This is a genomic window from Cyanobium sp. WAJ14-Wanaka (genome assembly GCF_024345375.1).
In the GTDB taxonomy this organism is placed as follows: domain Bacteria; phylum Cyanobacteriota; class Cyanobacteriia; order PCC-6307; family Cyanobiaceae; genus Cyanobium_A.
The window spans coordinates 596,955-620,876 of the sequence record NZ_JAGQAZ010000002.1 but is presented as its reverse complement, the minus strand read 5'-3'; the positions used below and the strand labels follow the sequence as shown (position 1 = coordinate 620,876).

The window sequence follows — 23,922 nt, the reverse complement described above, 5'->3', positions numbered from 1 at the left end:
CTGGCAGGGCTTGGGCCGGGTGATGGGGATCACCGCAAGCCAGCTCCCTGCCCACAACACCTTGCAGCGCTACCAGCAAACCCGCTTCCAGCTGAGGGTGGCCCAGGCATTGGCCCAGCTTGAGGCTTGGTCCACCAACCCCTGGCGACGCCTATCCCTGCAGCTAATCGTGCTGCTGGTGAGTTTCAGCATCGGCGGCGGCATTGGCACCATCAGTGGCGCCTTGGCCGAGCTAGATCCACTGGGGGCCCTGATTTGCGTGGTCGCAATCGAACTGGCCATTCGCGCCCGTGGCCCGCTGATTAGGCGCCAAAGCAATCCCCTCAGCCTGCAATTGCTCGACATGGCCAGGATCGGACTGCTCTATGGCCTACTACTCGATGGCTTCAAGCTGCTCTAGGCGCTAGCCCCCTTTGCCGCCAGCAAATAGAGCAGGGCCATCCGGATCGGGATGCCATTGCGCACCTGCTCTTCCACCAGGCTGGTGGCCGGATCATCCAGCAAGGAGCCCGCCAGCTCGACACCCCGATTAACCGGGCCCGGGTGGAGCACTGGCACGGGCTTGCCGCAGAGGGCCAGGCGCTGATGGGTAAGGCCGTAGAGCTGGTGGTAGCGATCCAGACTGGTGAGCAAGTGCTGGTGCATCCGTTCCTTTTGCAGGCGCAGGGTCATCACCGCATCGGCTCCAGGCAGGGCCTCCTCCAGGCTGCGCACCACCTGGATAGGGCCGCGCTGGGCCACCGGATCAGCCGCCAGCCCTGGGGGGGGAGCATCAACGAAGCCACTAAAGGCATCCGGCAACAGGGTGGCGGGTCCGCAGAGCACCACCTGGGCACCGCAGGCGGTCAGGGCCCAGAGGTTGGAGCGCGCCACACGGGAGTGGAGCACATCGCCCACAATCACAATCCTTTTGCCGCGCAAGGCCTCTGGCGTGGGCAGCTCGGGGTTGAAATGGCGCGCAAGGGTAAAGAGATCTAAGAGGCCCTGGCTGGGGTGACTGCGCAGACCATCGCCAGCATTGAGAACCGCCACCGATTCGCCGGCTTGGTCAAGGTCCCTGGCCAGGCCCTGGGGTACGCCCGCACAGCGGTGCCGCACCACCAGCACATTGGCCCCCATCGCCACGTAGGTGCGGGCCGTATCGAGGATGCTTTCGCCCTTACTTAGGGAGCTGGAGGAGGGCGAAAAGCTCTGCACATCAGCTGAGAGCCTTTTAGCGGCCAGCTCAAAACTGCTTCTAGTGCGGGTGCTGGGCTCAAAAAACAGGCTGGTCATCAGCCGGCCCTGGAGAGCCGGAAGCTTGCGGGCACCTGCCACCGGCATGGCCCGAAACCGCTGGGCCAATTCCAATACGGTGGCGTAGTCGGCTAACGAGAAGGCCGCCAGATCCAGCACATGGCGGTGACTCCAGTTGCTCAAGGGCGGGGTCGGCTCACAGATTTAGATTAAGGGATACGCATCCACGAAGCTGAGGATTTGGAGGCGGCGCTGCGTTACGCCGTAGGTGAGTGGTAAAGAACAGAAGCTGCTCAAGGGGCCTCAACCCGCCAGAGTGGATGCATTAACACCCTGCGGCAGCCGGCACCATGGACACCTCAGGCTTCAGCCTCGCCACCGTGCTGATTTTTGGCAGCGGGATTTTTGTCTTGTCGACCCTGTTCTTTGGCACCAAGGGCGGCTACTACGACACCGACAAGTACGACGGCAACGGCACCGCCCACTGAATTGTCTAGCAACCATCCGGTTGCCTAGGGATTGCTGAGCCGCTCAGCCTCGGGGCAGTCTTCCGAGGTGATCACGTCGTCGGGATCACCACTGCGGCATACGTAGGCCAACCGGGTACTTACGGCCCCAATCGAATCGAGGCGCACGCTTTCTTCCCAGCTATGGGTTTCGTCGTCGTCCTCTGCGTCGTAGCGCAGGGTTACCAGGTCGCCCTCAACGGCCACCACTAGGGCCTCCTCCACCCAGCGCTGCTGGTCCCGCAGGAACACCCAGACCGGGCGCTGTTCAGAGCAGAATTGATCGAGCTTGCGTTGCAGCATGGGCCCATGGCGCAGCTGGCATTCCAATCTTAGGCAATCCCACCCGGGGTCTCGCTGTTCACCATGACCATTTCCCTTCCAGGCCCGGCCACCACTGAATCGATCCGTCTGCAGCTGCGCAGCTGGCCCGAAGTGGAAACCTACCTCGAGCACTGCAAAGGTGTGATCGTGCCCCTGGGTTCCACCGAGCAACACGGCCCCACGGGCGCCATCGGCACCGATGCCCTCACCGCAGAGGCCGTGGCCCTTGAGGTGGGTCGCCGCAGCGGGGTACTCGTAACCCCAGCCCAGGCCTTCGGCATGGCGGAGCACCACCTGGGCTTTGCCGGCACCATCAGCCTGCAGCCCTCCACCCTGCTGGCCGTATTGCACGACATCGTGCTTTCCCTGGCACGCCATGGCTTCGAGCGGATCTTTGTGATCAATGGCCATGGCGGCAACATCGCCACCAGCAAGGCAGCCTTTGCCCAGGCCCATGCCAGCGCCGCGGCCAGGGGGCTGCCGAATGCCGATCGGCTGCGCTGCAAGCTCTCCAACTGGTTCATGGCCGGACCCGTAATGCAGGAAGCCCGCCGCCTCTACGGCGATCGGGAAGGGCACCACGCAACCCCCAGCGAAATCGCCCTCACCCTGCAACTAGAGCCCAGCCTGCAGAGCAAGCAAAGGCCCCTGCCTGAGGCAGCGCCCGCAGGGCCTATCCACGGTCCAGAAGACTTCCGCCGCCGCCACCCCGACGGCCGCATGGGCTCAGATCCCTTCCTGGCCCAGGCCGATCACGGCGCCACCTTCCTCGATTTGGCCGCCACCGCCCTGGTTGCCGACCTAGAAACCTTCCTGGTCGGCGGCTAGCGTCGGTTCAAGCTTCAGCCGGTGGGCTTTCCATGAGCAAGATCAGCGCAGACGACGTGCGCAAGGTGGCCCAACTAGCCCGGCTCGCCTTGCCAGAGGAAAAGATCGCCACCTATACCGGCCAACTCGAGCGCATCCTTGGCTACGTGGCCCATCTCGAGCAGGTGGATACGGAAGGGGTGCCCCCCACAACCCGGGCCGTGGAAGTGGTCAATGTGACGCGCCAGGATTCCGTTGAGCCCACTGGGGTTCGCGATGACCTGCTCAACCTCGCCCCCCAGCGGGAAGGGGACTTTTTCCGGGTTCCGAGGATCCTCTAAAAATATTTAGCGGTTGGGCGACACTGCCGTTTGATGAAGCACTTCGAGCACACGACGCCTGGCATGGCGGGTGGGCATCAAGGCTGCAATTGGACGCAACTTGCTGCGGCGCTTGCTGTGGCTGCGAACCCCAAGGAATATGTCGTATAGGAAGTTAAATCCATCGCTCTTAGTTTCAAACAAGCCCAGCCTTTGGGGAGATCCCTTGGCATCGAGTATGTGGCTGGTGGCGTGATAGGCAGGACGATACTCAAACCAGGGAATAGATGGCCATAGATGGTGTATTAGGTGGTAGTTCTGGCCCATGATCAGCCAGTTCATCATTCGGCTTGGATAAACCCGGGCGTTGTGCCAGCGGTTGCGCGACTGAAAAGGCCGGTGGGGCAAATAATCGAAAAACAAACCAAGGGTTACGCCCACCATCAAGGCTGGGGCAAACCAGCAGTTGAAAACAAAATTGAGAAATCCATGGTTAGCTGCGGCTATCACAATTGAAGCGAAAACAGCCCTGGCAATTCCCCACTCCAGCAGCTCATAGCGGCGCCACAGCCGACGCTGGAAAAAGAAAAACTCGTGATAGAAAAATCGAGGTGCAATCAGCCACAGCGGCCCAAAAGTACTAACTATGTGGTCGGGATCATGCTTTGGATCATTCACATGGGCATGGTGCTGAAGATGCACCCGCGTGAACACCGGAAAACTAAAACCGAGTAACAGTGCCGCCCCATGGCCCATCACCGCGTTCCAGAAGCGATTGGGATGGGCGGCGTTGTGGCAGGCGTCATGGATGACCGTGCCCTCCAAATGCAAGGCCAAAAAGCCAGTTGCTAGCAGCACATAGAGGGGCCACTGGCCCACAAACCATCCCCAAATCGTGATGGCCGCCATTGCATAGCCACCCAGAAATAAGCCCACCGTTGGATTCCAAGGGGCGGGGGGATCAAGAAATTCCTTAGGAACGGAACGGGGCAGCTCGGCGGTCACCACAGAAAGTTGATGGGGGGTGGCAGCAAGGTCCAGGGTCATTCCAGATGCTGCTGCATGGCTAATAAAAACGCGAGTTCTAGGAACCGCTGATGCCCACCGGGGGACTTGAACCCCCACGACCTAAGCCACTGGTACCTAAAACCAGCGCGTCTACCAATTCCGCCAGGTGGGCGAGCAAGGACTTTAAGGAAGACCCCGCAGCCAACAGGCGAACCATGGCCAGAATGGCTAGCGGGCGCTTTGCTTGCCCCCACACTTGCCCCAACACTTGCCTAGACACCATGGTTGCCACCTTGGGAGGCTCGGTAGCCCTGCTGCTGGGGCTGGCGGTGCTGCTCCTGCCCCTGCTGGCAACCGAACTAAGCCGGCCCCGTGATTCGGCCTGGGGGGCGGTGCTGCTGCTGCTGGGCCTGGTGCTCGTAACCAGCAAAGACCGACTCCAAGGCGCGCCCATGCTTGGGGTGCTCTGCGGTGGCCTGCTGCTCTCTCGCCTGGCCCTGGAGGTGGGCCAGGGGCGCTGGCGCCAGCTCAGCGAAGCAGAGCAGGACAGCTTTAGTTCGCCGGAGCGCTGGGGCAGCAGCCTCCAGCAACTGGCTGCCGTCAGCGGCAAGCTGCTGCAGGCCCTGCCCAAATCACTGCCCAAAGCCCCCTCCGAAGCCAAAGCCACCACCAAACGCTGGGTGCGCCCAGAGCCCGAGGTGCAGGTGGTGAGCTCCCTAAACGAAGTGGACAGCTTGCTGCTGGCTGAAACCAGCAGCGCTCAAAACAGCCAGGCGGGATAATCGCCCCTTGATGCCAAAGGCGATGTGAGCGCGCGTCCGGACAATTCCACCCCGGCTTCTGCCTACAAGGACACGCTCAACCTGCTGCAAACGCCTTTCAACATGCGGGCCAATGCCAAGGCACGCGAACCCGAGCTGCAGCGCTTTTGGGCCGAAAGTCGCCTCTACGAAAGGCTTAGTCAGCAGAACCCCGGAGAAAGTTTCACCCTCCACGACGGCCCCCCCTACGCCAACGGGAACCTGCATGTGGGCCATGCCCTCAACAAGATCCTCAAGGACATCATCAACAAAACGGCCCTGCTCCAGGGCAAGAAAGCCCGCTTTATTCCCGGCTGGGATTGCCACGGTCTGCCGATCGAGCTGAAGGTGCTCCAGGGCCTCAGCAGCAGCGAGCGCCAGGAGCTCACACCGATCAGCCTGCGCCAAAAGGCCCACGCCTTTGCCCTAGAGCAGGTGGAGGGCCAAAAAGCCGGCTTCCAGCGCTGGGGCATTTGGGGCGACTGGGACCAGCCCTACCTGACCCTGCAAAAAAGCTACGAAGCCGCCCAAATCGGCGTATTTGGCCAGATGGTCTTGGCTGGCCACATCTACCGGGGCCTTAAACCCGTGCACTGGAGCCCCAGTTCCCGCACCGCCCTGGCGGAGGCGGAACTGGAATATCCCGATGGCCACACCTCCCCAAGCGTGTATGTGGCCTTCGCGGTGGAAACCCTGCCCGAAAGCCTGGAGGCCCAACTAGCCGCCGCCGGCGCCACGGAAAACCTAGCGGTGGCGATCTGGACCACCACCCCCTGGACCCTGCCGGCCAACCTGGCCGTATCGGTGAACGGCAAGCTCAACTACGCCATCTGCCGCAGCAGCTGTCCGACCAGTGGCAGCAAGCGCCACCTACTGGTGGCCGCAGAGCTGGTGGAGGGCCTGGAGAAAAGCCTGGGCATGGCCCTAGAACCGCTGCTCACCCTCAAGGGGGCCGAACTGGAGGGCATCACCTATCGCCACCCCCTACTCGAGCGCTCCAGCCCGGTGGTGCTCGGCGGCGACTACATCACCACCGAAACCGGCACGGGCCTGGTACACACCGCCCCGGGCCATGGCGTCGACGACTTCAACACCGGCAAGAAATACGGCCTGCCGGTGCTCTGCCCGGTGGATGAGGGCGGCACCCTGACCGCCGAGGCCGGCCCCTTTGCGGGCACCAACGTGCTCAAGGACGCCAACCCCACCATCATCGAAGCCCTCAAGAGCGCAGGGGCCCTGCTCGCCGAGGAGCGCTACGAACACCGCTACCCCTACGACTGGCGCACCAAAAAACCAACAATCTTCCGCGCCACCGAGCAGTGGTTTGCATCGGTAGAGGGGTTTAGGGAGCAGGCCCTAGCCGCCATTGCCGAGGTGGAGTGGCTGCCGGCCAGTGGCCGCAACCGGATCGAATCGATGGTGAGCGAGCGGGGCGATTGGTGCATCTCGCGCCAGCGCACCTGGGGCGTGCCCATTCCCGTTTTTTATCACCGCCAAAGTGGCGAGGTGCTGCTCAACGCAGACACCCTCAGCCACATCCAAGCCCTGATTGCCGAGCACGGCGCCGATGTCTGGTGGGAGCGCGACGAGGCGAGCCTGCTGCCTGACACCTACGCAGACCAGGCGGCCGATTACCGCAAGGGCACCGACACTATGGACGTGTGGTTCGACTCCGGCTCCTCCTGGGCCGGGGTGCTCGGTGGTCTCGAGGGTCAACAGCCCCGCGCAGCCGAACTGCAATACCCGGCCGATCTCTACCTGGAGGGCTCAGACCAGCACCGGGGCTGGTTCCAATCCAGCCTGCTGACCTCCGTGGCCGTCAACGGCCACGCCCCCTACCGGCGGGTGCTCACCCACGGCTTCACCCTCGATGAGAAGGGCCGCAAGATGAGCAAATCCCTGGGCAATGTGGTCGATCCGGCCGTGTTGGTGGAGGGCGGCAAAAACGAAAAGCAAGATCCCGCCTATGGCGCCGATGTGCTGCGCCTCTGGGTGAGCTCGGTCGACTACTCCGCCGATGTGCCCCTGGGGCCAGGCATCGTCAAGCAACTGGCCGACGTCTACCGCAAGGTGCGCAACACGGCCCGCTACCTGCTTGGCAACCTCCACGACTTCGACCCCAGGCCCCAGGCCGAGGGGGGCCACGCCGTGGCCTACGCCGAGCTGCCCCTGCTGGATCGGTGGATGCTGCAGCGCACCGCCTCCCTAATCAGCTCCGTAACCGCAGATTTTGAGAGCTACGAGTTTTACCGCTTCTTCCAAGCCCTCCAAAACTTCTGCGTGGTCGACCTCTCCAACGTCTACCTCGACATCGCCAAGGATCGGCTCTATGTGAGTGGGGCCAATGACGCCCGCCGCCGCAGCTGCCAAACCGTGCTGGCCCTGGTGGTGGAGCGGCTGGCCGGGCTGATTGCGCCGGTGCTCTGCCACATGGCAGAAGACATCTGGCAAAACCTCCCCTACCAGGTGGCCGAGGCTTCAGTTTTTGAGCGGGGCTGGCCCACCGCCCCGGCCCCCTGGGGCGAGGCCGACCTGGAGGCCCCCATGGCCCAGCTGCTGGAGCTGCGGGCCCAGATCAATCGGCAATTGGAAAGTTGCCGCTCCCAGGGCGAACTGGGCTCCTCATTGGAAGCGGCCGTGCACCTTGAGATCGGCGCCAGTGCGGCCGCCGAATTGCAATCGGCCCTAGATCTGGTTATTGGCAGCGCCCACCCCAGGGTCGACAACCTGGCCGACTGGCTCCTGGTGTCCAAGCTGTCAATGCAAGCCACTAGCAACCCAGTGCTTGCCGAGGCAGAAGAAGCAGGGGTAAGGGTGCAGATCGTCAGGGCGGCCGGCGAAAAATGCGAGCGCTGCTGGCACTACGAAACCAACATCGGCAGCCACACCAGTCACCCCAGCCTCTGCGGACGTTGCGTGGCGGTGTTGGCGCAATGAACGCAGCGCTGCCGCCGGCGCAACTGATCGAACTGCTCCAGCTACAACCCCACCGAGAAGGTGGTCACTACCGCGAGACCTACAGGGCTAAGGAGCTGGTGACGACACCCCGCGGACCCAGGCCCGCCAGTACGGCGATCCTGTTTCTGCTTACGGCAGGCGAGCGCTCGCACTGGCATCGCATCGCCTCCGACGAGCTCTGGCATCACCACGGTGGCGGTGGACTGGTGATCCATGAGCTCTGCCAGGCGGGGAAGGTTCTCTCCACCCACCTAGGGCTGGATCTCAGCGCGGGTCAGACGCCCCAGCATGGGGTTCCGGCGGGGAGCTGGTTTGCAGCCGAGCCCATGGCAGGCAGTCCCTGGAGCCTGGTGAGCTGCACCGTGGCACCTGGATTTGACTTCGCCGACTTCGAGCTGGCGAGCCAGGCCCAGCTGGCCTCCCATGCCTCAGCCCTGGGCCGAGGCTGTCCCCACTGGCAAAGCCTCTGTGCGGAGTTGCCCTGAGGTGTGTCTGGGCAGGGCAGAAACGGGGGCGCCGTTAGAGCCAGCTGGCGGGATCGAGAAACCGCTCCACCGCCACTGGAGCAGCCAGCTGCTGCTCCGCTACAGGATTGAGAGGGCCCAGCAACAGTTCAGCCGTCTCGATCAAGGCTCCGTCTGGCAAAAGCGGCTGATCAGGGTCGTAGGCCGTGGGATGGGTGGTGCTGCTCGAGAAGCCCCGATACATAACCAGCTCAAACGCTTCAGCGGTCCCACCAACTCCCTGCCACTGCCCACGCAAGCGAAGCACCCGATCGGGGCGATCGCGACTGAGCAGCTCCAGCTGGGCCATCAGGCCCAAATTGGCCATGGCCACCCTCAGAACTCACCGGCAACACGGCCCTGCTTCGGCAGACGCACCAGCAGCCACTGCAGCAGCCCCACCACGTAGGCCACCAGGGCCAAGTAGCCCACAAAACCCGCCAGGGTTGGGGACCATTGGGCGCCGAAAACAAAACCAAACACGCCAGTCACCTGGACATTGAGGGCTTGGGGAGCCTGCAGCCAAGGGATGCAGGCAGCACTGGCCAAGGCCGCCTTATTCAGGCAAGCCAAACTGGTGGCACTTAGGGCAGCCCCCAGCAGGGCCCAAAAGGTCAGGCTCCAACGCCAGATGCGCACGGTTAGGGGCAGTGGGCGCCAGGGGGGCAAATCGGCCAGTTCTTCGTTGATATCCACCCAAAACCAAACCGCCAGCACCACCAAAAGCTGGCCGACCAGGGCCATCAAAAAGCCCAGGGGCCGCTGGTTGGCCAGCAACAACACGCTGATCAGCAGCAGGCTGGCCACCTTCCAGTAGATCTGCAGCAGTCGGACAAGGGCGCCCTCGCGCCGCAAGGAAGCCCAGACCAGGAGCACCAGGGGCAGGGCCACGCTGAACAACACCGCCAGGCGGTAGTCGAGCCACACCAGCGAGCGGTACAGCGTTTCGGGCACAGGGATGGTTCGGTAAGACGCCATTATCCGTGCACCCCGCTGGCGATAGGGTCCAGCGATGGCTGCTTTTTCCCTGCCTAACTGGTTGAAGCTTGGTGCCACCCCTGGCGACCAGGGCCCTTGGTGCCGCACGGCCTTGGCCACCGATGCCTCCCTGCAGGCGGCGGTTGATGCCGTAGCCAGCCAACTGCAGGGCACGGGTTCGGCCGATTTAGCCCTGGTATTTGCTTCGGCCAGCTACGCCAGCGACCTGCCCAGGCTGTTGCCCCTGTTGCAGGCCCAACTACAGGCCAGCCATTGGCTTGGCTGCCTAGGAGGCGGGGTGGTGGGCACCGATGCCGCCGGAAAACCCCATGAGCTCGAGCATGCCCCAGCCCTGAGCGTCAGCCTGCTGCGGCTGCCGGGAGCCGAGCTGCACCCCTTTGCCATCGACACCCAATCCCTCCCCGACCTAGACGGTTCTGCCCAGCCGTGGCAGGAGTTGGTTGCAGCTGAACCCAGCTACTGCCCCTCGATGTTGCTGCTGGTGGATCCCAGCTGCAACGCCATCAACGACCTCATCAACGGCCTGGATTACGCCTGCCCCCAGGCCACAAAGATCGGTGGAATTGCCTCCCAGCACAGCTCCGCCCATGGCTCCCTGCTCTTTGGCGACAAGGTCACCAAGGGGGCAGTTGGCTGCTTGATCGGCGGCGACTGGCGCCTAGATCCGGTGGTGGCCCAGGGCTGTCGCCCGATCGGGCCAGTGCTTGAAATCGAGCAGGCCCAGCGCAACGTGATGCTGGAGGTGAGCGAGGGCAACAAACGCAATAGCCCCGTGGCCGCCCTTCAAGCGATCCTCTCCAGCCTCAGCGCCGACGAACGGGAGCTAGCCAAGAATTCCTTGTTTTTAGGGGTTGGCCGCAGCAGTTTCAGCCTGGAGGCGGCGGACCAGCAGGCCTTTTTAGTGCGCAACCTGATTGGGGTGGATCCCCGCAATGGGGCCGTTGCGGTGGCCGAGCGCCTTCGGGTGGGCCAGCAGGTGCAATTCCAGCTGCGCGATGGCACCACCTCCCGCCAGGAGTTGCAGCAGCTACTCGAAGACCAACACCGGCGCCAGAGCCAACCCCTAGCCGCCTTCCTATTTGCCTGTTTGGGCCGGGGCCAGGGGCTCTATGGCGAACGCGATGGCGATGTGGGCGTGGCCCGGGAGATTTTCGGCGATGTGCCCATGGCTGGGGCCTTTTGCAATGGCGAAATTGGCCCAGTGGCCGGCAGCACCCACCTGCACGGCTACACCGCCAGCTGGGGATTTTTTGTCCCAAATGCCGATGCCGTCGACTGATGCGGCAACACGTCAATCCGCTCAGTCGCATCTACCAACAACCCCTGGCCCTGCCGCCACCAAGGGAGTTATTCAGCGATCCAGATCGGCCAATCCACCTAGACATCGGCTGCGCCAGGGGCAGATTTCTACTGGCCATGGCCCAGGCCCAACCGGAGCGCAATTACCTGGGCGTAGAGATCCGCCGGCCCCTGGTGCAGGCCGCTGAATTAGATCGAGTCGCCCTGGGGCTCACAAACTTGAAATATCTCTTTTGCAATGCTAATGTAAGCCTCCAAACCTGGCTGCAGCAGTTGGGAGGAAGTCAGCTAGAGCTGGTATCGATCCAGTTCCCTGATCCCTGGTTCAAAAATCGGCACCACAAACGTCGGGTGCTCCAACCCGAGCTCCTGCTAGCCATCGCCGCGGCCCTCGATCCAGGCCGGGAGCTGTTTATCCAGAGTGATGTGCTGGCAGTGATCGAGCCAATGGTGGAGCTGATCGAAGCCAGTGGCTGCTTTACAAGGCCAAGCACCGACGAGCTGCCATGGCGCCATAACAACCCCCTGGCCTGCCCGACTGAGCGGGAAACCCTAGTGCTGCAGGAGGGTTTGCCCGTATACCGGGTGCTCTATCAACGCAACCAACAGGCCCCACCAAGGGCAAATTTCTACGTTGGCACCGATAATTCGCCAAACAGCCCAGCTCCCCTCCCTTGAGCAGCTCCGCCAGCGCGCCAGCAGTTCCCCTAATCCTGCGCTGGCAGGGAGTGCTGGCCAACTACCCGGCGGGCCAGCTAGGCCGCCAACTGACCCTGATCTCAGGCATCGTGCTGTGCGCCTTGATGGCCGGGCTGCCGCTTGTGACCCGCCCTGGCATGACTTTGCTGATTGCCGCCAGTGGCCTGCTCTGGGTATTGATAGCCCTGCGCACTCCAGCCGGGAGCATCGGTTCAATCAATCGCTGGCTGCTGGGGATCATTGCCCTAGCCCTCCTTGCCACCGGTTTTTCGCCCGTGCCAAGCGCCGCCCTGCATGGCTTTTTAAAACTGCTGAGCTACCTGGGGGTTTACGCCCTGATGCGCCAGTTGCTCGCTACAGCACCGATCTGGTGGGATCGAATTGTGGCTGCCCTGCTGGCCGGCCAGCTGGTGACCAGTGTGTTGGGCATTCGCCAACTATTTGGCGACACCAGTGAACTAGCCCGCTGGGCCGACCCCAACTCCGTGGCAGACGGCACGATCCGGATCTACGGCACCCTCGATAACCCAAACCTGCTGGCCGGTTACCTACTGCCGGCCATACCGCTGGCGCTGGTGGCCCTGTTGCGCTGGCCTGGCATGGCCCGCAAGGCCTTTGCCCTGGCTGCCCTGCTGCTGGGCATAGCGGCCCTGGTGCTCACCTACAGCCGCGGAGCCTGGATGGGGTTGGTGGCAGAAGCCGCAGTGGTGGTGGTTTTGCTTGGCAGCAGCCTCACTCGCAGCTGGCCGCCCCTCTGGCGCAGGCTATTTCCCCTATTGCTACTGGTGCTGGGCGCTGCGGCTCTGGTGGTGGTGGTCACCCAGGTGGAACCCCTCAGGGTGCGGGTGCTCAGCCTGGTGGCGGGCCGCAATGACAGCTCCAACAACTTCCGCATCAACGTGTGGCTAGCGGCCCTCGACATGATCCAGGCCCGCCCCTGGCTGGGTATCGGCCCGGGCAACGACGCCTTCAACCAGATCTATCCCCTCTTTGCCCAGCCCCGTTTCAATGCCCTGAGCGCCTATTCAATCCCGCTTGAACTCAGCGTGGAAGCCGGAATCCCCGGGCTGCTCGCCGGCATCGGTCTGGTTATCTGCTGCCTGCGTCGCGCCCTAGGCCAATGGGGCCGGGGTGGTTTTTGGGCCCTGCCGGCCCTGGCCGTGCTGGCCGTGATCGCCGGCCTGGGGGTGCAGGGCCTCACCGACACGATCTTCTTCCGCCCTGAGGTGCAGCTGAGCGGCTGGTTCTGCGTGGCCACCCTGGCTGCGGCCCCAGCCCCTACGACCGCACCGCCTAATTCCCGTGACTGAAGCTGGCCTGTTGGCCGGCTTTGATGCCGGCCAAACCCACACCACCTGCCGCCTGGTCGATGCCAGCAGTGGCGCAACCTGGGCTGAGGGCCAGGGCCCCGGCGTCAGCCACCTCGCCTCGCCCAGGGGCCCGGAGCATTTTTGGGCGGCGCTGCAGGCCAGCCTGGAAGCTGCCTATGGACACAGGCATGGGCATGGCCAGCAAAAACCAGCGCTGCTGGCAGCTGCCATTGGCGCCAGCGGCATCGAAGTGGGCAGCCCGGGGGCCGAAAGCGAATTACAACTTCAGGGCAAAACCCTGGCGGCAGGGGCCCTGGGGCTGCCGATGGGGCGGATCTGCGTAACGGGGGATGAGCGCACCGCCCTGCGGGGGGCGATGGGACAGGCTCGGGCAGGAATTCTGGTGATCAGTGGCACCGGCACGATTGCCGTGGGCCGCAATGGCGCAGGCCTCGAGCACCGCTGTTCAGGCTGGGGCTGGTTATTGGATGGCGCCGGTTCGGCCATGGATATCGGCCGAGATGGGCTGGCCCTCAGCCTGCAGATGGCCGATGTCCGAGTGGCCGATGGCCCCCTCCGCCAGCAGATCTGGCAGCACCTGGGCCTCGATCCCCAGGCCCCAAGCTCCCCCCAAGCCATCAAGACCATGGTGGTGGCTCCGGGCTTTGGGGCAGCAGGTTTTGCGCGCCTAGCCCCGGTGGTGGCCCAACTCGCCCAGGCCGGGGATAGCCATGCCCTGGCGATCTTTAAGCGCTCAGGCCAAGCCCTCGCCCAGATGACTTCAACGATCAGCGGCAGGCTTGAACTGGAAGCCCCCCTGGTCTGGACGGCGGGCGGAGCCCTACTTCACCTGGCCCCCCTAAGCAGTGCCTTCTCGGAGGCATTGGCGATCGCTTGCCCTGGCGCCCAGCTAGCGGCCGCAGCGGGAGACGCCTGTGATGGTGCCCTAGGCCTGGCTCGGGAGCTACTTAATGCCCGTTGAGATGGTGCTCGGCCTCGGACGCCAGGTGGGCTGCCCAATGGTCTACCAGTCCTTGCTCAACCGCCTCCACCATCACGCGCAATAGGGGCTCGGTGCCACTGGCCCGCACCAGCACCCTGCCCTGGCCATCCATGGCCGCCTCGGCCCGCTCCACCGCCATGCGCATCGGCTCGCAGTCCTGCCATTGCTGGCGCCTTAGGCGATCGGGAACGGTCACATTCACCAGGCTTTGGGGATAGGGGCTGAAGCTGGTATCCAGCCAATCCGCCAGGCTCTGGCCCCGGTGATGGAGAAGGGTGGCCACCTGCAGCGCCGTCAGCAGGCCATCACCGCTCATGCCATGGCGGGCCGAGAGGATGTGGCCCGATTGCTCACCACCTAGGCCGGCCCCCAGCTGCTCCATGGCCTGGTGCACAAACTGATCGCCAACGGAGGTGCGCTCGAGCACCCCCCCCTTAGCTTGCCAGGCCTTTTCGAAGCCCAAATTGGACATCACCGTGGCCACGATCCGATTGGCCGGCAGTTGGCCCTCCGCCAGTAGGGACGATCCCCAGAGATAGAGGATCTGGTCCCCATCCACCAGGCGGCCCTTGCCATCAACGGCGAGCATCCGATCCGCATCGCCATCAAAGGCAAAGCCCATGCTGGCGCCCCGCTCGAGCACGCACTGGCGCAGCTTTTCTAGGTAGGTGCTGCCGCAGTCGACATTGATCTGGTCTCCATCCGGACTGCCATGGAGCACGCTCAGATCGGCGCCCAGCTCCCTAAAAACCGCCTCACCGCAGGCGGTGGCAGATCCCCAGCAGAGGTCCAAAACAATCTTGCAGCCCTGCAAACGCCTGCCACGGACGCTCGATAACAGAGCGCGCTGGTAATCAGCCAGCAGATCGCCTCGATCCAGCACCCTGCCATTTCCTGAAAACCCTGGCCCCCCAGCACCTGCAGCCTGGCCTGCCAGGCCCGACAGGCCGGCTTCCACCGCCTGTTGCTGGGCGCGGCTGAGCTTGGCTCCCGAGGGGCCAAACACCTTGATGCCATTGTCGTGGGGTGGGTTGTGGCTGGCGGAAACCATCAGGCCGCCACTGGCGTTAAGGCGGCGAATCGCCCCTGGCACCGCAGGGGTGGGGCAGAGGCCCATGCTCCAGACCTCTCTTCCTGCTGCCGTTAGGCCCGCGCTGAGGGCAGCCTCAAGCATCGGGCCACTGCTACGGGAATCCTTGCCGATCAATATCGGCCCGCCCGGGGGCAAAACCTGGCCGCACCAATAACCCACCTGCATCGCCAAGGCGGGGCTGAGCTGGCTGCCCACCCGGCCGCGAATGCCATCGGTGCCGAAGCCCGCAACCGCACCGCCAAGGGGAAGGCCAACGGGATGGGGGACCTTCTCGACCATGGGGCTTTGCTCGAAGGAGGCCAGGCTACGTGGCCCGCCTCGGCCGCCCTAGCGCCAGCGTGGCGGCCACCAAATCCAGATCAACAATTCGCCAATGGCCCAAAGCAGCAGGGCTCCCACCACCCAGCCAGGCAGCCAATTCAAAGGCCAATAGGGCCTCAGTAGCAGCAAGGCGCCAGTCGCTGCCCAAACCCTCAGGCTGCGTAGCCGTTGGGAGGCACCTGGCAGCTGCACCTGACCTTGCTGGAGCAAGGACCAACGCGGGGGCCATCGCATGGCAGACAAAACAGGCCGTGGTGTTCCCACAATGGCGCCATTGCCGCTCCATGCCCTTGGCCCGCCTCGTCCAGTTACTTGCCCTTAGCTGCCTCGGCAGCTTTGGCCTGCTGCTGGCTGGCGATGCCCTGCTCGAGTGGGGCCCCCAGCCCAACCCCCAAACCCCCAATTGGCAGCTCGAAGGCTGGCGCCAGCTATCTGCCGATCCCGAAAAACGCCGGGAAGCCAGCCTGCTGTTGGCCGCCCAGGCAAATGCCGATCCCAGACGCCAACTGCAACTACTTGGCAACCAGGCCTGGGGGCCTGACCCCATTGCGGGAGTGGTGCTCAAACAACAGGCCCTCGCCCAGACTGCCCTGGGGGAGCACCAGGCAGCTGGGCTGCTCTGGCAGCAACTGCAGCGCCGTTTCCCCAAAGATCCCAGCAGCGCCGATGCCCTTTACAGCCTGGGGGCCAGCCAACCTTCCCTACGCCAGCAGCTCCTCAAGCGCTTCCCGGCCCACCCCGCCGCCCTGGCCGCGGCCCTGGAGGCGGGCCCCAGCCCCAAAGACCAACGCCAAGGAGCCCTGCACCTGGCCCGCTGGGGTATCCGCTGGCCCGGTGCAGATCGAAAACTCCAGGCGGTTTGCCGCCGGGAGCGGGCCCTAAAACCAGCCGAACGCAACCAGTTGGCCACGGGCCTGGCCCAACTGGCAGATACCGACAGAGCCCAGGCCTGCCTGCGGGGAACAGCAGCCTCGCCAACCACCACCCTGGCCCTGGCCAAAGCACTCCTCAAGGGCCCAGGTGGCGGGCAGGGGCAAGCCCAGCTGCAGCAAGCCGACCAGCTGCTGCTGAGCCTGGCCCAAGGCCATCCCCAAAGTTTGGAAGCGGCCGAAGCCACCCGTCTCCTGGCGGAGGGCGAAGGTGCCAGCAGTTTGCAAGCCATTGGGCACCTACCTGAAAAGCTCCGGCAGAGCGCGCCTGTGCAAGCGCGGCTAGCCCTGGAAAACGGCAAGGTTGAAAGGGCCCTTGCCGTGCTCAAGCGCTGGCCCAAGGATCCCGCGAGCTGGGAGCTCCAATGGCAAGCAGCCCGCCTGGCCCTACTGAAGGGCCAATGGTCCACGGCCCGCCAGCTGCTCTCTAGCCCCACCAACCAATATCTGCCGCTTGACCTAGCGGCCCGTCAAAAGTTTTGGTTGGGCTTTTCGCTGTTGCGCCTAGGCCAGGGAAGGGCCGCCAGGGCCCAATGGGAGCTGGTGCAACAACAACATCCCGAGGGCTATTACGGCTGGAGAGCAGCGGTGCGTTTGGGCCGCAGCGATCAGCAGTTGAAAAGTGCTGGCCCATCTGCCTTGAGCAAACCAAGCTGGAGCCCCTTGGCCAGCCCATCGCCCTCTCTGAATCGGCTGTGGCGACTGGGCCTCAACCAGGAAGCCTGGGAACACTGGCGCCACCAGCGCGGCGGTCAAGCGCCCCAGCGGGCCCAGGAGCTGCTGCTCGAGGGTCGCTTGCGCCAGGGAGCCGGAGACGACTGGATCGGCTTGGGCCAATTGGAACAGGCCGGACTCAAGCTCCAGCCCCATCAGTGCAACGCGAGGAGCCAACTGCTGAACGCCCAGAGAAGGCCGCGCTTTGTGGAAATTTTTAACCCCGTGGCAGAACGCCACGGCCTGGCGGCCAGCCTGCTGGCAGGGGTAGCCAAACAGGAATCGCGCTTTTCCCCCGGCGTCAAATCAGTGGCCGGAGCGGTGGGCCTGATGCAGCTGATGCCAGAAACCGCCCAGGAGCTCGCCGGCCGGCCGCTGGGCAATGAAGAGCTTGAAAATCCCCAAATCAGTGCAGACCTTGGTGGTCTTTACATCAAACAACTGTTGGGTCTGTGGGCCGGCAACCCGATCCTGGCCATTGCCAGTTACAACGCGGGACCCGGGGCCGTATCCCGTTGGGCTTCCCGTCCGATTGGGCCATGGCCGGAACTTTGGGTAGAGGCCATTCCCTATCCCGAAACCCGGCTCTACGTAAAAAAAGTGCTCGGCAATGCCTGGACTTACCAGCAAGAGCGCTTAGCCGATTGTTAAGCCGGGATCTTGGCTGGAAATGAAGTGGCCTGCGGTCGCCCCAAGCAACACCAGCAGGGTGAGGGCTGCGGTTAGCAGCGCTGGCGGGGGCACCACCCGAATCCGGGCCAAATCAACCCGGGCCAGCAGCACCCCAGAAGCCAGGATCAGCACGTGGCTAAGCACCTGCAAATGCAGCATGTAGAGCCCGCCAATGGTCACGATCAAAAGGGTGATCACCAAACTGATCACTCGGCTGGCCGCCATCAGGCTGGAAACCCGTTGCAACAGCAAATCGGGCATGGTGCAAATCACCACCACCACCACCGCATGCAGGCAATCGAGGGACCAAAACAGACTTGGCCACTGAAGTGAATCGACGTTGATCCCAGGGGGGTGGCCCCAGCTGAGCCCCTCATAGACCGCAATGGCCACCAACACCAACAGCATCGGCGCCCGCAGGGGCAGCAGCAGTAGGCGCAAGGCGGCTTTCACAGTTTTTTCATGACAGTTGGCTGGTCAAGCACTAGGGCAATCGCGTCCAGTGGGCAGCTGGGGATGCACTGCTCACACACCAGGCAGCGTTGCGCATCAAAGTGCAACTGCCAAGACGGCGCGCCAAAACCCAAGGCCCCACTGGGGCACACGCTCGAGCAAATGCCGCAGTCGACGCAGCGTGCCGGGTCGACCTGAATCTGTCCTGGGGCGCGGTTTATGCCCAGACCCTGGCCCTCGAGCCAATGTTCCGCTGCGGCGAGCTCATCGATGTCGCCTGAGAGTTCGACCACCATCGTGCCGCTCTGGTTTGGAGCGATTTGGGCCCGCAGGATTTTGGCGGCCACATCAAAATCGACCGCCAGCCGGTAGGTGATTGGCTGGTGAACAGCCTCCCGGGGGAAATGCAGGGTTAGACGCCGTTTCATCGGGGCCGCTCAGCTATGGGGCCGCTCAGCTGTGGCGTCCTGCAAAAAGCTAGCAAGCACTGGCAAAGTGCCCCCATGATCGAAACTCCGGATCCGGGTCCTAGCGAGCAGCGCGGCCTCAAGGAAAGCTTGCTGCTGCTGCTTTTAGCGGTTGTTTTGGCCGGGGCCGTGCTCTGGTTCCGCGGTGGCCTCCATCCCGAGGCGCCCCTCGAGCGCATGGCTCGCCAATCCCCAGACCTCCAGGTCGCCCTCGCCAATGGCAAACCAAGCATGGTGGAGTTCTACGCCGACTGGTGCGAGGCCTGCAAATCGATGGCACCGGCGATGGAGACGATGGAGTCCCAACACCGGGGAGAGCTCAATGTGGTGCTGCTCAATGTCGATAACCCCCGCTGGCAACCACAGATGGATCGCTATGGCGTCAATGGCATCCCCCAGCTGGAATTGTTCAACGACCAAGGCGTCGACATTGGCCGCTCAATCGGCGCCCGCAGCGGCGCAGAACTGCAGGCCATGGCCCAGGCCCTAATCGCCAAGGAACCCCTGCCCAAGTTCGCCGGGATGGGTGCCATAAGCACGCTTGACGCCGCCGAGCAGAATCAAGCCAAAGGGGTTACATCCCCAAGCCAGGCCGGCCCCCGCAGCCACGGCTAATCCGGCCAACCATCTCTGATATCCGCCAACCCAACCCCCCATGGATCCCCGTTTCCGGGTGGCCCTTATTGCTGCCACCCCAAATCCCCAGCAGTGCGTCTATGCCGGCATGCACCAGGACTACAGCGAGGGCTTTGTGGCAGGCGATTCGGCCAACTGGCCCGAAGAAGCTAAGGCTGGGGAGATTTGTGTAAAGCGTTTGCTGTCTGGGGAGAGGGGCCACTACGGCCCCCTGGAGCATGCCCAAATTGTGCTGAATGTGGGCTGGTTTCCCCATTCGGTGATGCAACAGGCCCGCACCCACCGGGTGGGGGTGAGCTTCGATGTGCAGTCGATGCGTTATACCGGCGATCGCATCTGTAAAGCCGCAGCAGGGGAGCTGGAGCTGGAGGAGGTTTTCTACCTACGCCCAGAGGGTAATTACAGCGACCGGCAAGGTAAAAAATACGCCTACACAGGCGAGCAAAGGGCCATCGACCTGGGGCTTTGTCAGCAGGCCGCTGAGCGCTACAGGGATCTACTGGCGGCAGGTTTTGCGGAGGAGCATGCCCGCGGCATCCTGCCCTTCGACTATCGCCAACACTTTGTGGTGAGCTTCACCCTGCGGGCCTTTCTTCACTTTTTAGATCTGCGGGCTAAGCTCGATGCCCAGCAGGAAATTCGCGAACTCTGCGACCTGATGTGGCCCCACCTGCAAACCTGGACACCCCAGTTTGCAGAGTGGTATGAGAAGAGCCGGCTCCACAAAGCCCGCCTAGCGCCCTAGGGGTCCCTAGAGCTCCCGGTACTCAAACTTTGGCCAGGGTCACCCGCTCTGGCTGATGTTGATATTTACCAGCCCGATCCTGATAGGTGGTCTCGCAGGGATCTCCCTCAAAAAAGAGCAATTGGCAAATGCCTTCGTTGGCATAAATGCGGCAATCTGCCCCCGAAGAGTTACTGAACTCCAAGGTGAGATGGCCCTCCCAACTGGCTTCAGCTGGGGTGGTATTGACAATGATGCCAAGGCGGGCATAGGTGCTTTTGCCGAGGCAGATCACGGTGATATTGGCTGGCACCTTCATCTTTTCTAGCGCCACACCTAGGCCATAGGAGTGGGCAGGCAAAATGAAGTAGGACCCGTCGGCGTCTTCGGCGAGGGCTGCTGGTTCGAGGTTGGCGGGATTGAAGCGCTTCGGATTCATGATCGTGCCCGGCACATGGCGGAAGATCAAAAACTCCTTGGGCGAAAGGCGCAGGTCGTAGCCATAGGAAGAGCAGCCAAAGCTCAGTACAGGCGAGGCACCATTCTCTGGATCGAGATGCCTAACAAGGCTGGATTGAAATGGCTCGAGCATGCCCTCTGCGGCCTGCTCCTTGATCCAAAGGTCGTTTTTCAGCATGACGGGAGAGAGAACCTAAAAGCCGCGACGCAGCTCGGTAACTTGATCAGCCAGGGCCATCAGGGCAGGGCCCATGGCAGGGCCAGTAAGGATGACATCCAGGTGGGCTGGACGGCGCTCAAGCGCATCTAGCACCTCGGCCGGCTGGAGGTAGCCCAGCTCCATCGCCAAGCCAAGTTCATCGAGCACCATTAGGTCCACCGCCCCACTGATCAGCTGCTCGCGGCTGAAGGCCCAAACCTCCTGCACGGCGGCCAAGGCGCCGCCATCTGCAAATTCAGCTTGCGCAGTTTCGGCCAAACAAGCTGGCACCGCAGGGCGCAGCCACTGCAGGCGGCCACATAGCCAAACACTGTTGGCCAACCCCTGCTCCACCCCGCCCTTGAGCAGCTGGGAAACCAGCACCCGGCTACCAAGACCAGCAGCGCGTAGGGCCTGGCTGAGAACGGAGCCAAAGCTGCCCCGGAAAGGGGCCGTATGGATCTGAAGCAGACCTTCCGACTGCTCGGCAATGCGTAAGGGCCTGGGGGCATGGGCCTGGATGCCACCGGCCACCAACTCCAACCGCTGCGGGCGCTGGTGGTTTGGGTTGGCAGCAGACAGGCTGGCGGTCATCAACTCCCCGGAGATCTGGCTTTAGGAACGCAGCCAGCCCTAGGGGCGAATGCCGCAGAATCTGAATGTAGCGGCGTAGGGGCCTTTTACAAGGAAAGGACACTACCGATAGTGGAAGCATCCGTACTACTGGTGCCGCGCCAGGGCATGGGGCGCCAAAAAGGTGCGGGTTGCTACATGTTGAGGCAGCGGTGGTACCTAGGTTCCTGCCATCTGTCCATCCCGATGGTTGGCGTGATCCACGGATTCAGCCGTACGGCCAACACACCGTCAACCGGCTCCCCCGGCAGCGTGGCGGGGGTCGGTGTGGCGAGCCAGGGCTCCGCAACCCTGCTGGAGGTAATCCGCTCCCTTTCTGGTAGCAGCGTTGAAACGGTTGAACGGGGGAAAACCATCTTCTTTCCCGGAGACCCCGCAGAACGGGTCTACCTATTGCGCCGCGGCGCTGTCCGCCTCTCACGGGTCTACGAATCCGGAGAGGAAATCACGGTGGCCCTACTCCGCGAAAACAGCCTTTTCGGGGTCTTGTCGCTGCTGACGGGCCAGCGTTCAGACAGGTTTTATCACGCGATTGCCTTCACCAGGGTGGAGATGGTTACGGCGCCGGCCACCTCCGTAAGGCGGGCCATCGAACAGGACGCCAGCGTCGGACTGCTCCTGCTGCAGGGCCTTTCTTCGAGGATTCTGCAGACCGAAACGATGATAGAAACCCTCACCCACCGCGATATGTCTTCGCGGCTGGTGAGCTTTCTGCTAGTTCTCTGCCGGGATTTTGGGGTGCCTGGCAACGAGGGGATCACCATTGATCTGCGCCTCTCACACCAGGCGATCGCCGAGGCCATTGGCTCCACCCGGGTAACAATCACCCGCCTGCTGGGCGACCTACGCAACGAAGGGCTGGTGCAGATCGATCGCAAAAAAATCACCGTGTTTGATCCGATCGCCCTGGCCAAGCGCTTTAGCTAAAGCCTTTCGCCGGGGGATACTGGTACCCCCTGCTGAAACCTGTGTCGGGCTGGCTTCTGATCCTGGCGCTGCTCGTGCTTGGGGGCGTGCTCTCGACCCTTGGTGATCGCCTGGGCAGCCGGGTGGGCAAGGCCCGTTTAAGCCTGTTTCAGATGCGGCCCCGACGCACGGCCGTGTTGATCACCGTGCTCACCGGCAGCGTGATCAGTGCCGTGTCTTTGGGCTTAATGCTTTTGGTGAGTGAACGGCTGCGGGTGGGGCTTTTTGAGCTCGACAAGCTGGAAACTCGCCTGCAAACCAGCCGCAGCAACCTGGCCACGAGCGAAGCCAAGCGGAAGCAGGCAGAAAAGGAGCAGGCCCGCTTCCAGGGCCAACTAAACCAATCGGAAGCCAGGCTGGTGACCCTGCGTAGGAGCCTGGCACCGCTGCTGGCCCAGCGCCGGCAACTGGAGGCGGAACGCAGCCGCTTGGGCCGCGACCTACAGGTGCGGGATGCCGAAATCCGCAGCAACGAAAGGGATTTGGCCCAGGTGCGCAGCCAAATTGCCGCCGGCACAAAAGAGCTCAAGGATCTGGAGACAAACCTGATTGCCTTCCGCCGCGGCGATGTGGTGATCAGCAGCGGTCAAATCCTGGCCAGCGCCAAGGTGAAGCTGGAGCAGCCAAGCCAGGCAAAATCCGTGGTTACGGCCCTGTTGCAGCAGGCCAACCTCAATGCCTTTCGCAGGGTGCTGCCGGGCCAGAACGCTGATCGGCAAATTCTGCTGGTGCCCCGTAGCGACATTGCCAAACTCGAAGAAATGCTTGCCAAACCAGGCAGCTGGGTAGTGAGCCTGATTTCGGCAGCCAATGTGTTGCGCGGGGAAAGGCAGGTGCTGGCCTTCCCCGACCTCCGGCCAAACCGACCCGTGATCAAGGCCGGTGAAGTGCTTGCCAGCACCATCCTGGAAGGGGATCTCAGCAATCCCGAGGCGATCAACAGACGCCTAAATCTGCTGCTCGCTGCCGCCTATGCCCGAGCCCAGCGCCAGGGCACGGTGGCGGATGGCCTTCAGGTGGATCCAGCCGCGGTGCGGCAACTGAGCTCGGAGTTAAGCGAACGACCCAGGGGCCTTGTCGTTGCCCTTTCGGCGGTCGCTGTTCAAAGTGCTGACACTCCCGATCCCATTGCGGTGGAACTGCGCTGGGATCGGGATGGCGATCTACAGAAGGGTGGCGCCCGGGGCAACCTTCGGTGAACTGGAAGCCGAATTGCCTAATTGCCGGCATCGACCCAGGCCGCAGCAAATGCGGTCTCGTCATTGCCGATCGGGAGGGCGGCTGGATCGAACAGGCCGCCATTCTCGAACCGGACGCGGCCCTCGCCTGGCTGGGCCATTGGCGGGGCGAAGGCCTAGCCAGCCTGGTAATTGGCAACGGCACCGGCAGTAGGGGCTGGCTTCATGCCATTGCCCCATTCGGTTTAGAAACCCATCTCGTGGACGAATACGGCACCACCCTGGCCGCCCGGCATCGCTTTTGGCAGCTGTTCCCCCCCAAAGGCCTCAGGCGCCTAGTGCCCAGGGGCCTGCGCCTCCCCCCCCGCGACCTGGATGATCTAGCGGCCCAGCTACTGGTGGAAGGCCACCTGAAACGGGAACTCAAGCGCCGGGACAGCGCCCTGCTCAGAACTTGGCCCGCACCGTAAAAACGTAGTCACCACCAGGCTCCAGCTGGTAGTCAGCCTTCAGCAAAAAGCGGAGCAGGGCATCTTGGATCAGGGCCCGGCCCAGGGAGGGCTCCACGCTTAATTGACCCCGATCGAATGCCCAGCTAAAGGTCCACTTAAAACCGCCCGCACTCACCTCACCCTCCAACAGCCGTTGGCTAAAGCTCTGGTGAAGCACCCTCAATTGCGCCGTGGTGGCAGGAAGTCGAGCCATG

29 protein-coding genes and 1 tRNA gene are annotated in these 23,922 nt (G+C 63.2%); 17 read left to right on the top strand and 13 right to left on the bottom strand.

From position 1 onward, the window contains the following. The first annotated feature begins 22 nt into the window (after positions 1–22). On the top strand, positions 23–400 hold the full coding sequence (locus tag KBY49_RS09845; protein ID WP_254934588.1) for a DUF565 domain-containing protein: 378 nt from the start codon (positions 23–25) through the stop codon (positions 398–400). On the opposite strand, the gene KBY49_RS09840 is transcribed toward KBY49_RS09845, so the two are convergent. Beyond that, positions 397–1,419, bottom strand: coding sequence for an aspartate carbamoyltransferase catalytic subunit (locus KBY49_RS09840; protein ID WP_254934587.1), 1,023 nt, complete (start codon positions 1,417–1,419; stop codon positions 397–399). The genes KBY49_RS09845 and KBY49_RS09840 overlap by 4 nt on opposite strands. Positions 1,420–1,586: 167 nt before the next feature. Here KBY49_RS09840 and KBY49_RS09835 point away from each other — a divergent pair, with 167 nt between their 5' ends. Continuing rightward, a complete protein-coding gene (locus tag KBY49_RS09835; protein ID WP_254934586.1) occupies positions 1,587–1,724 on the top strand; it encodes a hypothetical protein in 138 nt (45 codons plus the stop codon). A gap of 24 nt (positions 1,725–1,748) precedes the next feature. Here the strand turns inward: KBY49_RS09835 and KBY49_RS09830 are convergent, their stop codons facing one another. Further along, the gene (locus KBY49_RS09830) at positions 1,749–2,045 is read right to left on the bottom strand and encodes a glycine/sarcosine/betaine reductase component B subunit (protein WP_254934585.1); all 297 of its coding nucleotides are present in this window, start codon (positions 2,043–2,045) and stop codon (positions 1,749–1,751) included. A gap of 63 nt (positions 2,046–2,108) precedes the next feature. On the opposite strand from KBY49_RS09830, the gene KBY49_RS09825 reads away from it, so the two are divergent. Continuing rightward, positions 2,109–2,894, top strand: a complete 786-nt coding sequence (locus KBY49_RS09825; RefSeq protein WP_254934584.1) for a creatininase family protein — start codon at positions 2,109–2,111, stop codon at positions 2,892–2,894. Between the two features lie 32 nt (positions 2,895–2,926). After that, complete coding sequence (gene gatC / locus KBY49_RS09820; RefSeq protein WP_254934583.1) at positions 2,927–3,214, top strand: Asp-tRNA(Asn)/Glu-tRNA(Gln) amidotransferase subunit GatC; 288 nt, start codon at positions 2,927–2,929, stop codon at positions 3,212–3,214. 6 nt (positions 3,215–3,220) lie between these two features. Here gatC and crtR read toward each other — a convergent pair whose 3' ends face one another. Together crtR and KBY49_RS09810 are read right to left on the bottom strand one after the other, a co-directional pair. Beyond that, positions 3,221–4,240: a beta-carotene hydroxylase gene (gene crtR / locus KBY49_RS09815; RefSeq protein WP_254934582.1), complete on the bottom strand. Its 1,020-nt coding sequence runs from the start codon at positions 4,238–4,240 to the stop codon at positions 3,221–3,223. Between the two features lie 51 nt (positions 4,241–4,291). After that, positions 4,292–4,373: transfer RNA gene (locus KBY49_RS09810), tRNA-Leu, on the bottom strand. A 109-nt stretch (positions 4,374–4,482) separates the two neighbouring features. Between KBY49_RS09810 and KBY49_RS09805 the strand changes: the two genes are divergently transcribed. From KBY49_RS09805 to KBY49_RS09795, 3 genes are all read left to right on the top strand, one after another. Next, entirely contained in the window at positions 4,483–4,983 is a 501-nt protein-coding gene (locus tag KBY49_RS09805) for a Ycf66 family protein (protein WP_254934581.1), read from the top strand. 102 nt (positions 4,984–5,085) lie between these two features. Continuing rightward, positions 5,086–7,938, top strand: a complete 2,853-nt coding sequence (gene ileS / locus KBY49_RS09800) for an isoleucine--tRNA ligase (protein ID WP_254934667.1) — start codon at positions 5,086–5,088, stop codon at positions 7,936–7,938. After that, on the top strand, positions 7,935–8,444 hold the full coding sequence (locus KBY49_RS09795) for a cupin domain-containing protein (protein ID WP_254934580.1): 510 nt from the start codon (positions 7,935–7,937) through the stop codon (positions 8,442–8,444). The genes ileS and KBY49_RS09795 overlap by 4 nt, the downstream gene beginning before the upstream one ends. Before the next feature lie 34 nt (positions 8,445–8,478). Here the strand turns inward: KBY49_RS09795 and KBY49_RS09790 are convergent, their stop codons facing one another. Both KBY49_RS09790 and KBY49_RS09785 read right to left on the bottom strand, forming a co-directional pair. Next, positions 8,479–8,790 carry a hypothetical protein gene (locus KBY49_RS09790; RefSeq protein ID WP_254934579.1) on the bottom strand — a complete coding sequence of 104 codons (312 nt, stop codon included), beginning with the start codon at positions 8,788–8,790 and terminating at the stop codon, positions 8,479–8,481. 8 nt (positions 8,791–8,798) lie between these two features. Beyond that, positions 8,799–9,416 (bottom strand): DUF3177 family protein, encoded by a 618-nt coding sequence (locus KBY49_RS09785; RefSeq protein ID WP_254934666.1) that lies wholly within the window; start codon positions 9,414–9,416, stop codon positions 8,799–8,801. Positions 9,417–9,474: 58 nt separating this feature from the next. On the opposite strand from KBY49_RS09785, the gene KBY49_RS09780 reads away from it, so the two are divergent. Genes KBY49_RS09780 through KBY49_RS09765 form a run of 4 tightly spaced genes read left to right on the top strand, consistent with a single transcriptional unit; the run spans position 9,475 to position 13,751 of the window. Continuing rightward, a complete protein-coding gene (locus tag KBY49_RS09780) occupies positions 9,475–10,740 on the top strand; it encodes an FIST N-terminal domain-containing protein (protein WP_254934578.1) in 1,266 nt (421 codons plus the stop codon). Then, positions 10,740–11,438 carry a tRNA (guanosine(46)-N7)-methyltransferase TrmB gene (gene trmB / locus KBY49_RS09775; RefSeq protein ID WP_315857020.1) on the top strand — a complete coding sequence of 233 codons (699 nt, stop codon included), beginning with the start codon at positions 10,740–10,742 and terminating at the stop codon, positions 11,436–11,438. The genes KBY49_RS09780 and trmB overlap by 1 nt, the downstream gene beginning before the upstream one ends. Beyond that, positions 11,435–12,769, top strand: a complete 1,335-nt coding sequence (locus KBY49_RS09770; RefSeq protein WP_254934577.1) for an IctB family putative bicarbonate transporter — start codon at positions 11,435–11,437, stop codon at positions 12,767–12,769. Before trmB ends, KBY49_RS09770 begins: the two co-directional genes overlap by 4 nt. Further along, positions 12,762–13,751 carry a BadF/BadG/BcrA/BcrD ATPase family protein gene (locus KBY49_RS09765; RefSeq protein WP_254934576.1) on the top strand — a complete coding sequence of 330 codons (990 nt, stop codon included), beginning with the start codon at positions 12,762–12,764 and terminating at the stop codon, positions 13,749–13,751. Before KBY49_RS09770 ends, KBY49_RS09765 begins: the two co-directional genes overlap by 8 nt. Here the strand turns inward: KBY49_RS09765 and glmM are convergent. Both glmM and KBY49_RS09755 read right to left on the bottom strand, forming a co-directional pair. Continuing rightward, complete coding sequence (gene glmM, locus KBY49_RS09760; RefSeq protein WP_254934575.1) at positions 13,738–15,144, bottom strand: phosphoglucosamine mutase; 1,407 nt, start codon at positions 15,142–15,144, stop codon at positions 13,738–13,740. The genes KBY49_RS09765 and glmM overlap by 14 nt on opposite strands. 48 nt (positions 15,145–15,192) lie before the next feature. Next, positions 15,193–15,396, bottom strand: coding sequence for a hypothetical protein (locus KBY49_RS09755; protein WP_254934574.1), 204 nt, complete (start codon positions 15,394–15,396; stop codon positions 15,193–15,195). Between the two features lie 80 nt (positions 15,397–15,476). Here KBY49_RS09755 and KBY49_RS09750 point away from each other — a divergent pair, with 80 nt between their 5' ends. Next, positions 15,477–17,480: a lytic transglycosylase domain-containing protein gene (locus KBY49_RS09750; RefSeq protein ID WP_254934573.1), complete on the top strand. Its 2,004-nt coding sequence runs from the start codon at positions 15,477–15,479 to the stop codon at positions 17,478–17,480. Here KBY49_RS09750 and KBY49_RS09745 read toward each other — a convergent pair. Next, positions 17,466–17,954, bottom strand: coding sequence for a hypothetical protein (locus tag KBY49_RS09745; protein WP_254934572.1), 489 nt, complete (start codon positions 17,952–17,954; stop codon positions 17,466–17,468). The two genes, KBY49_RS09750 and KBY49_RS09745, sit on opposite strands and share 15 nt — an antisense overlap. After that, the gene (locus KBY49_RS09740) at positions 17,951–18,382 is read right to left on the bottom strand and encodes an NIL domain-containing protein (RefSeq protein WP_254934571.1); all 432 of its coding nucleotides are present in this window, start codon (positions 18,380–18,382) and stop codon (positions 17,951–17,953) included. The genes KBY49_RS09745 and KBY49_RS09740 overlap by 4 nt, the downstream gene beginning before the upstream one ends. 75 nt (positions 18,383–18,457) lie before the next feature. Between KBY49_RS09740 and KBY49_RS09735 the strand changes: the two genes are divergently transcribed. Together KBY49_RS09735 and thyX are read left to right on the top strand one after the other, a co-directional pair. Next, positions 18,458–19,036 (top strand): thioredoxin domain-containing protein, encoded by a 579-nt coding sequence (locus tag KBY49_RS09735; protein ID WP_254934570.1) that lies wholly within the window; start codon positions 18,458–18,460, stop codon positions 19,034–19,036. 40 nt (positions 19,037–19,076) lie between these two features. Beyond that, positions 19,077–19,802 (top strand): FAD-dependent thymidylate synthase, encoded by a 726-nt coding sequence (gene thyX, locus KBY49_RS09730; RefSeq protein ID WP_254934569.1) that lies wholly within the window; start codon positions 19,077–19,079, stop codon positions 19,800–19,802. Between the two features lie 22 nt (positions 19,803–19,824). Here the strand turns inward: thyX and dcd are convergent, their stop codons facing one another. Then, on the bottom strand, positions 19,825–20,418 hold the full coding sequence (dcd, locus tag KBY49_RS09725; protein WP_254934568.1) for a dCTP deaminase: 594 nt from the start codon (positions 20,416–20,418) through the stop codon (positions 19,825–19,827). A 15-nt stretch (positions 20,419–20,433) separates the two neighbouring features. After that, positions 20,434–21,033, bottom strand: coding sequence for a cob(I)yrinic acid a,c-diamide adenosyltransferase (locus KBY49_RS09720; RefSeq protein ID WP_254934567.1), 600 nt, complete (start codon positions 21,031–21,033; stop codon positions 20,434–20,436). 225 nt (positions 21,034–21,258) lie between these two features. Here KBY49_RS09720 and ntcA point away from each other — a divergent pair, with 225 nt between their 5' ends. Genes ntcA through KBY49_RS09705 form a run of 3 tightly spaced genes read left to right on the top strand, consistent with a single transcriptional unit; the run spans position 21,259 to position 23,686 of the window. Then, a complete protein-coding gene (ntcA, locus tag KBY49_RS09715; protein ID WP_254934665.1) occupies positions 21,259–21,999 on the top strand; it encodes a global nitrogen regulator NtcA in 741 nt (246 codons plus the stop codon). Between the two features lie 41 nt (positions 22,000–22,040). Continuing rightward, positions 22,041–23,237: a DUF3084 domain-containing protein gene (locus KBY49_RS09710; RefSeq protein WP_254934566.1), complete on the top strand. Its 1,197-nt coding sequence runs from the start codon at positions 22,041–22,043 to the stop codon at positions 23,235–23,237. Beyond that, positions 23,234–23,686, top strand: coding sequence for a resolvase (locus KBY49_RS09705; protein ID WP_254934565.1), 453 nt, complete (start codon positions 23,234–23,236; stop codon positions 23,684–23,686). The genes KBY49_RS09710 and KBY49_RS09705 overlap by 4 nt, the downstream gene beginning before the upstream one ends. Here the strand turns inward: KBY49_RS09705 and KBY49_RS09700 are convergent. Beyond that, positions 23,664–23,921, bottom strand: a complete 258-nt coding sequence (locus tag KBY49_RS09700; RefSeq protein ID WP_254934564.1) for a DUF3146 family protein — start codon at positions 23,919–23,921, stop codon at positions 23,664–23,666. The two genes, KBY49_RS09705 and KBY49_RS09700, sit on opposite strands and share 23 nt — an antisense overlap. Position 23,922 lies beyond the last annotated feature (1 nt).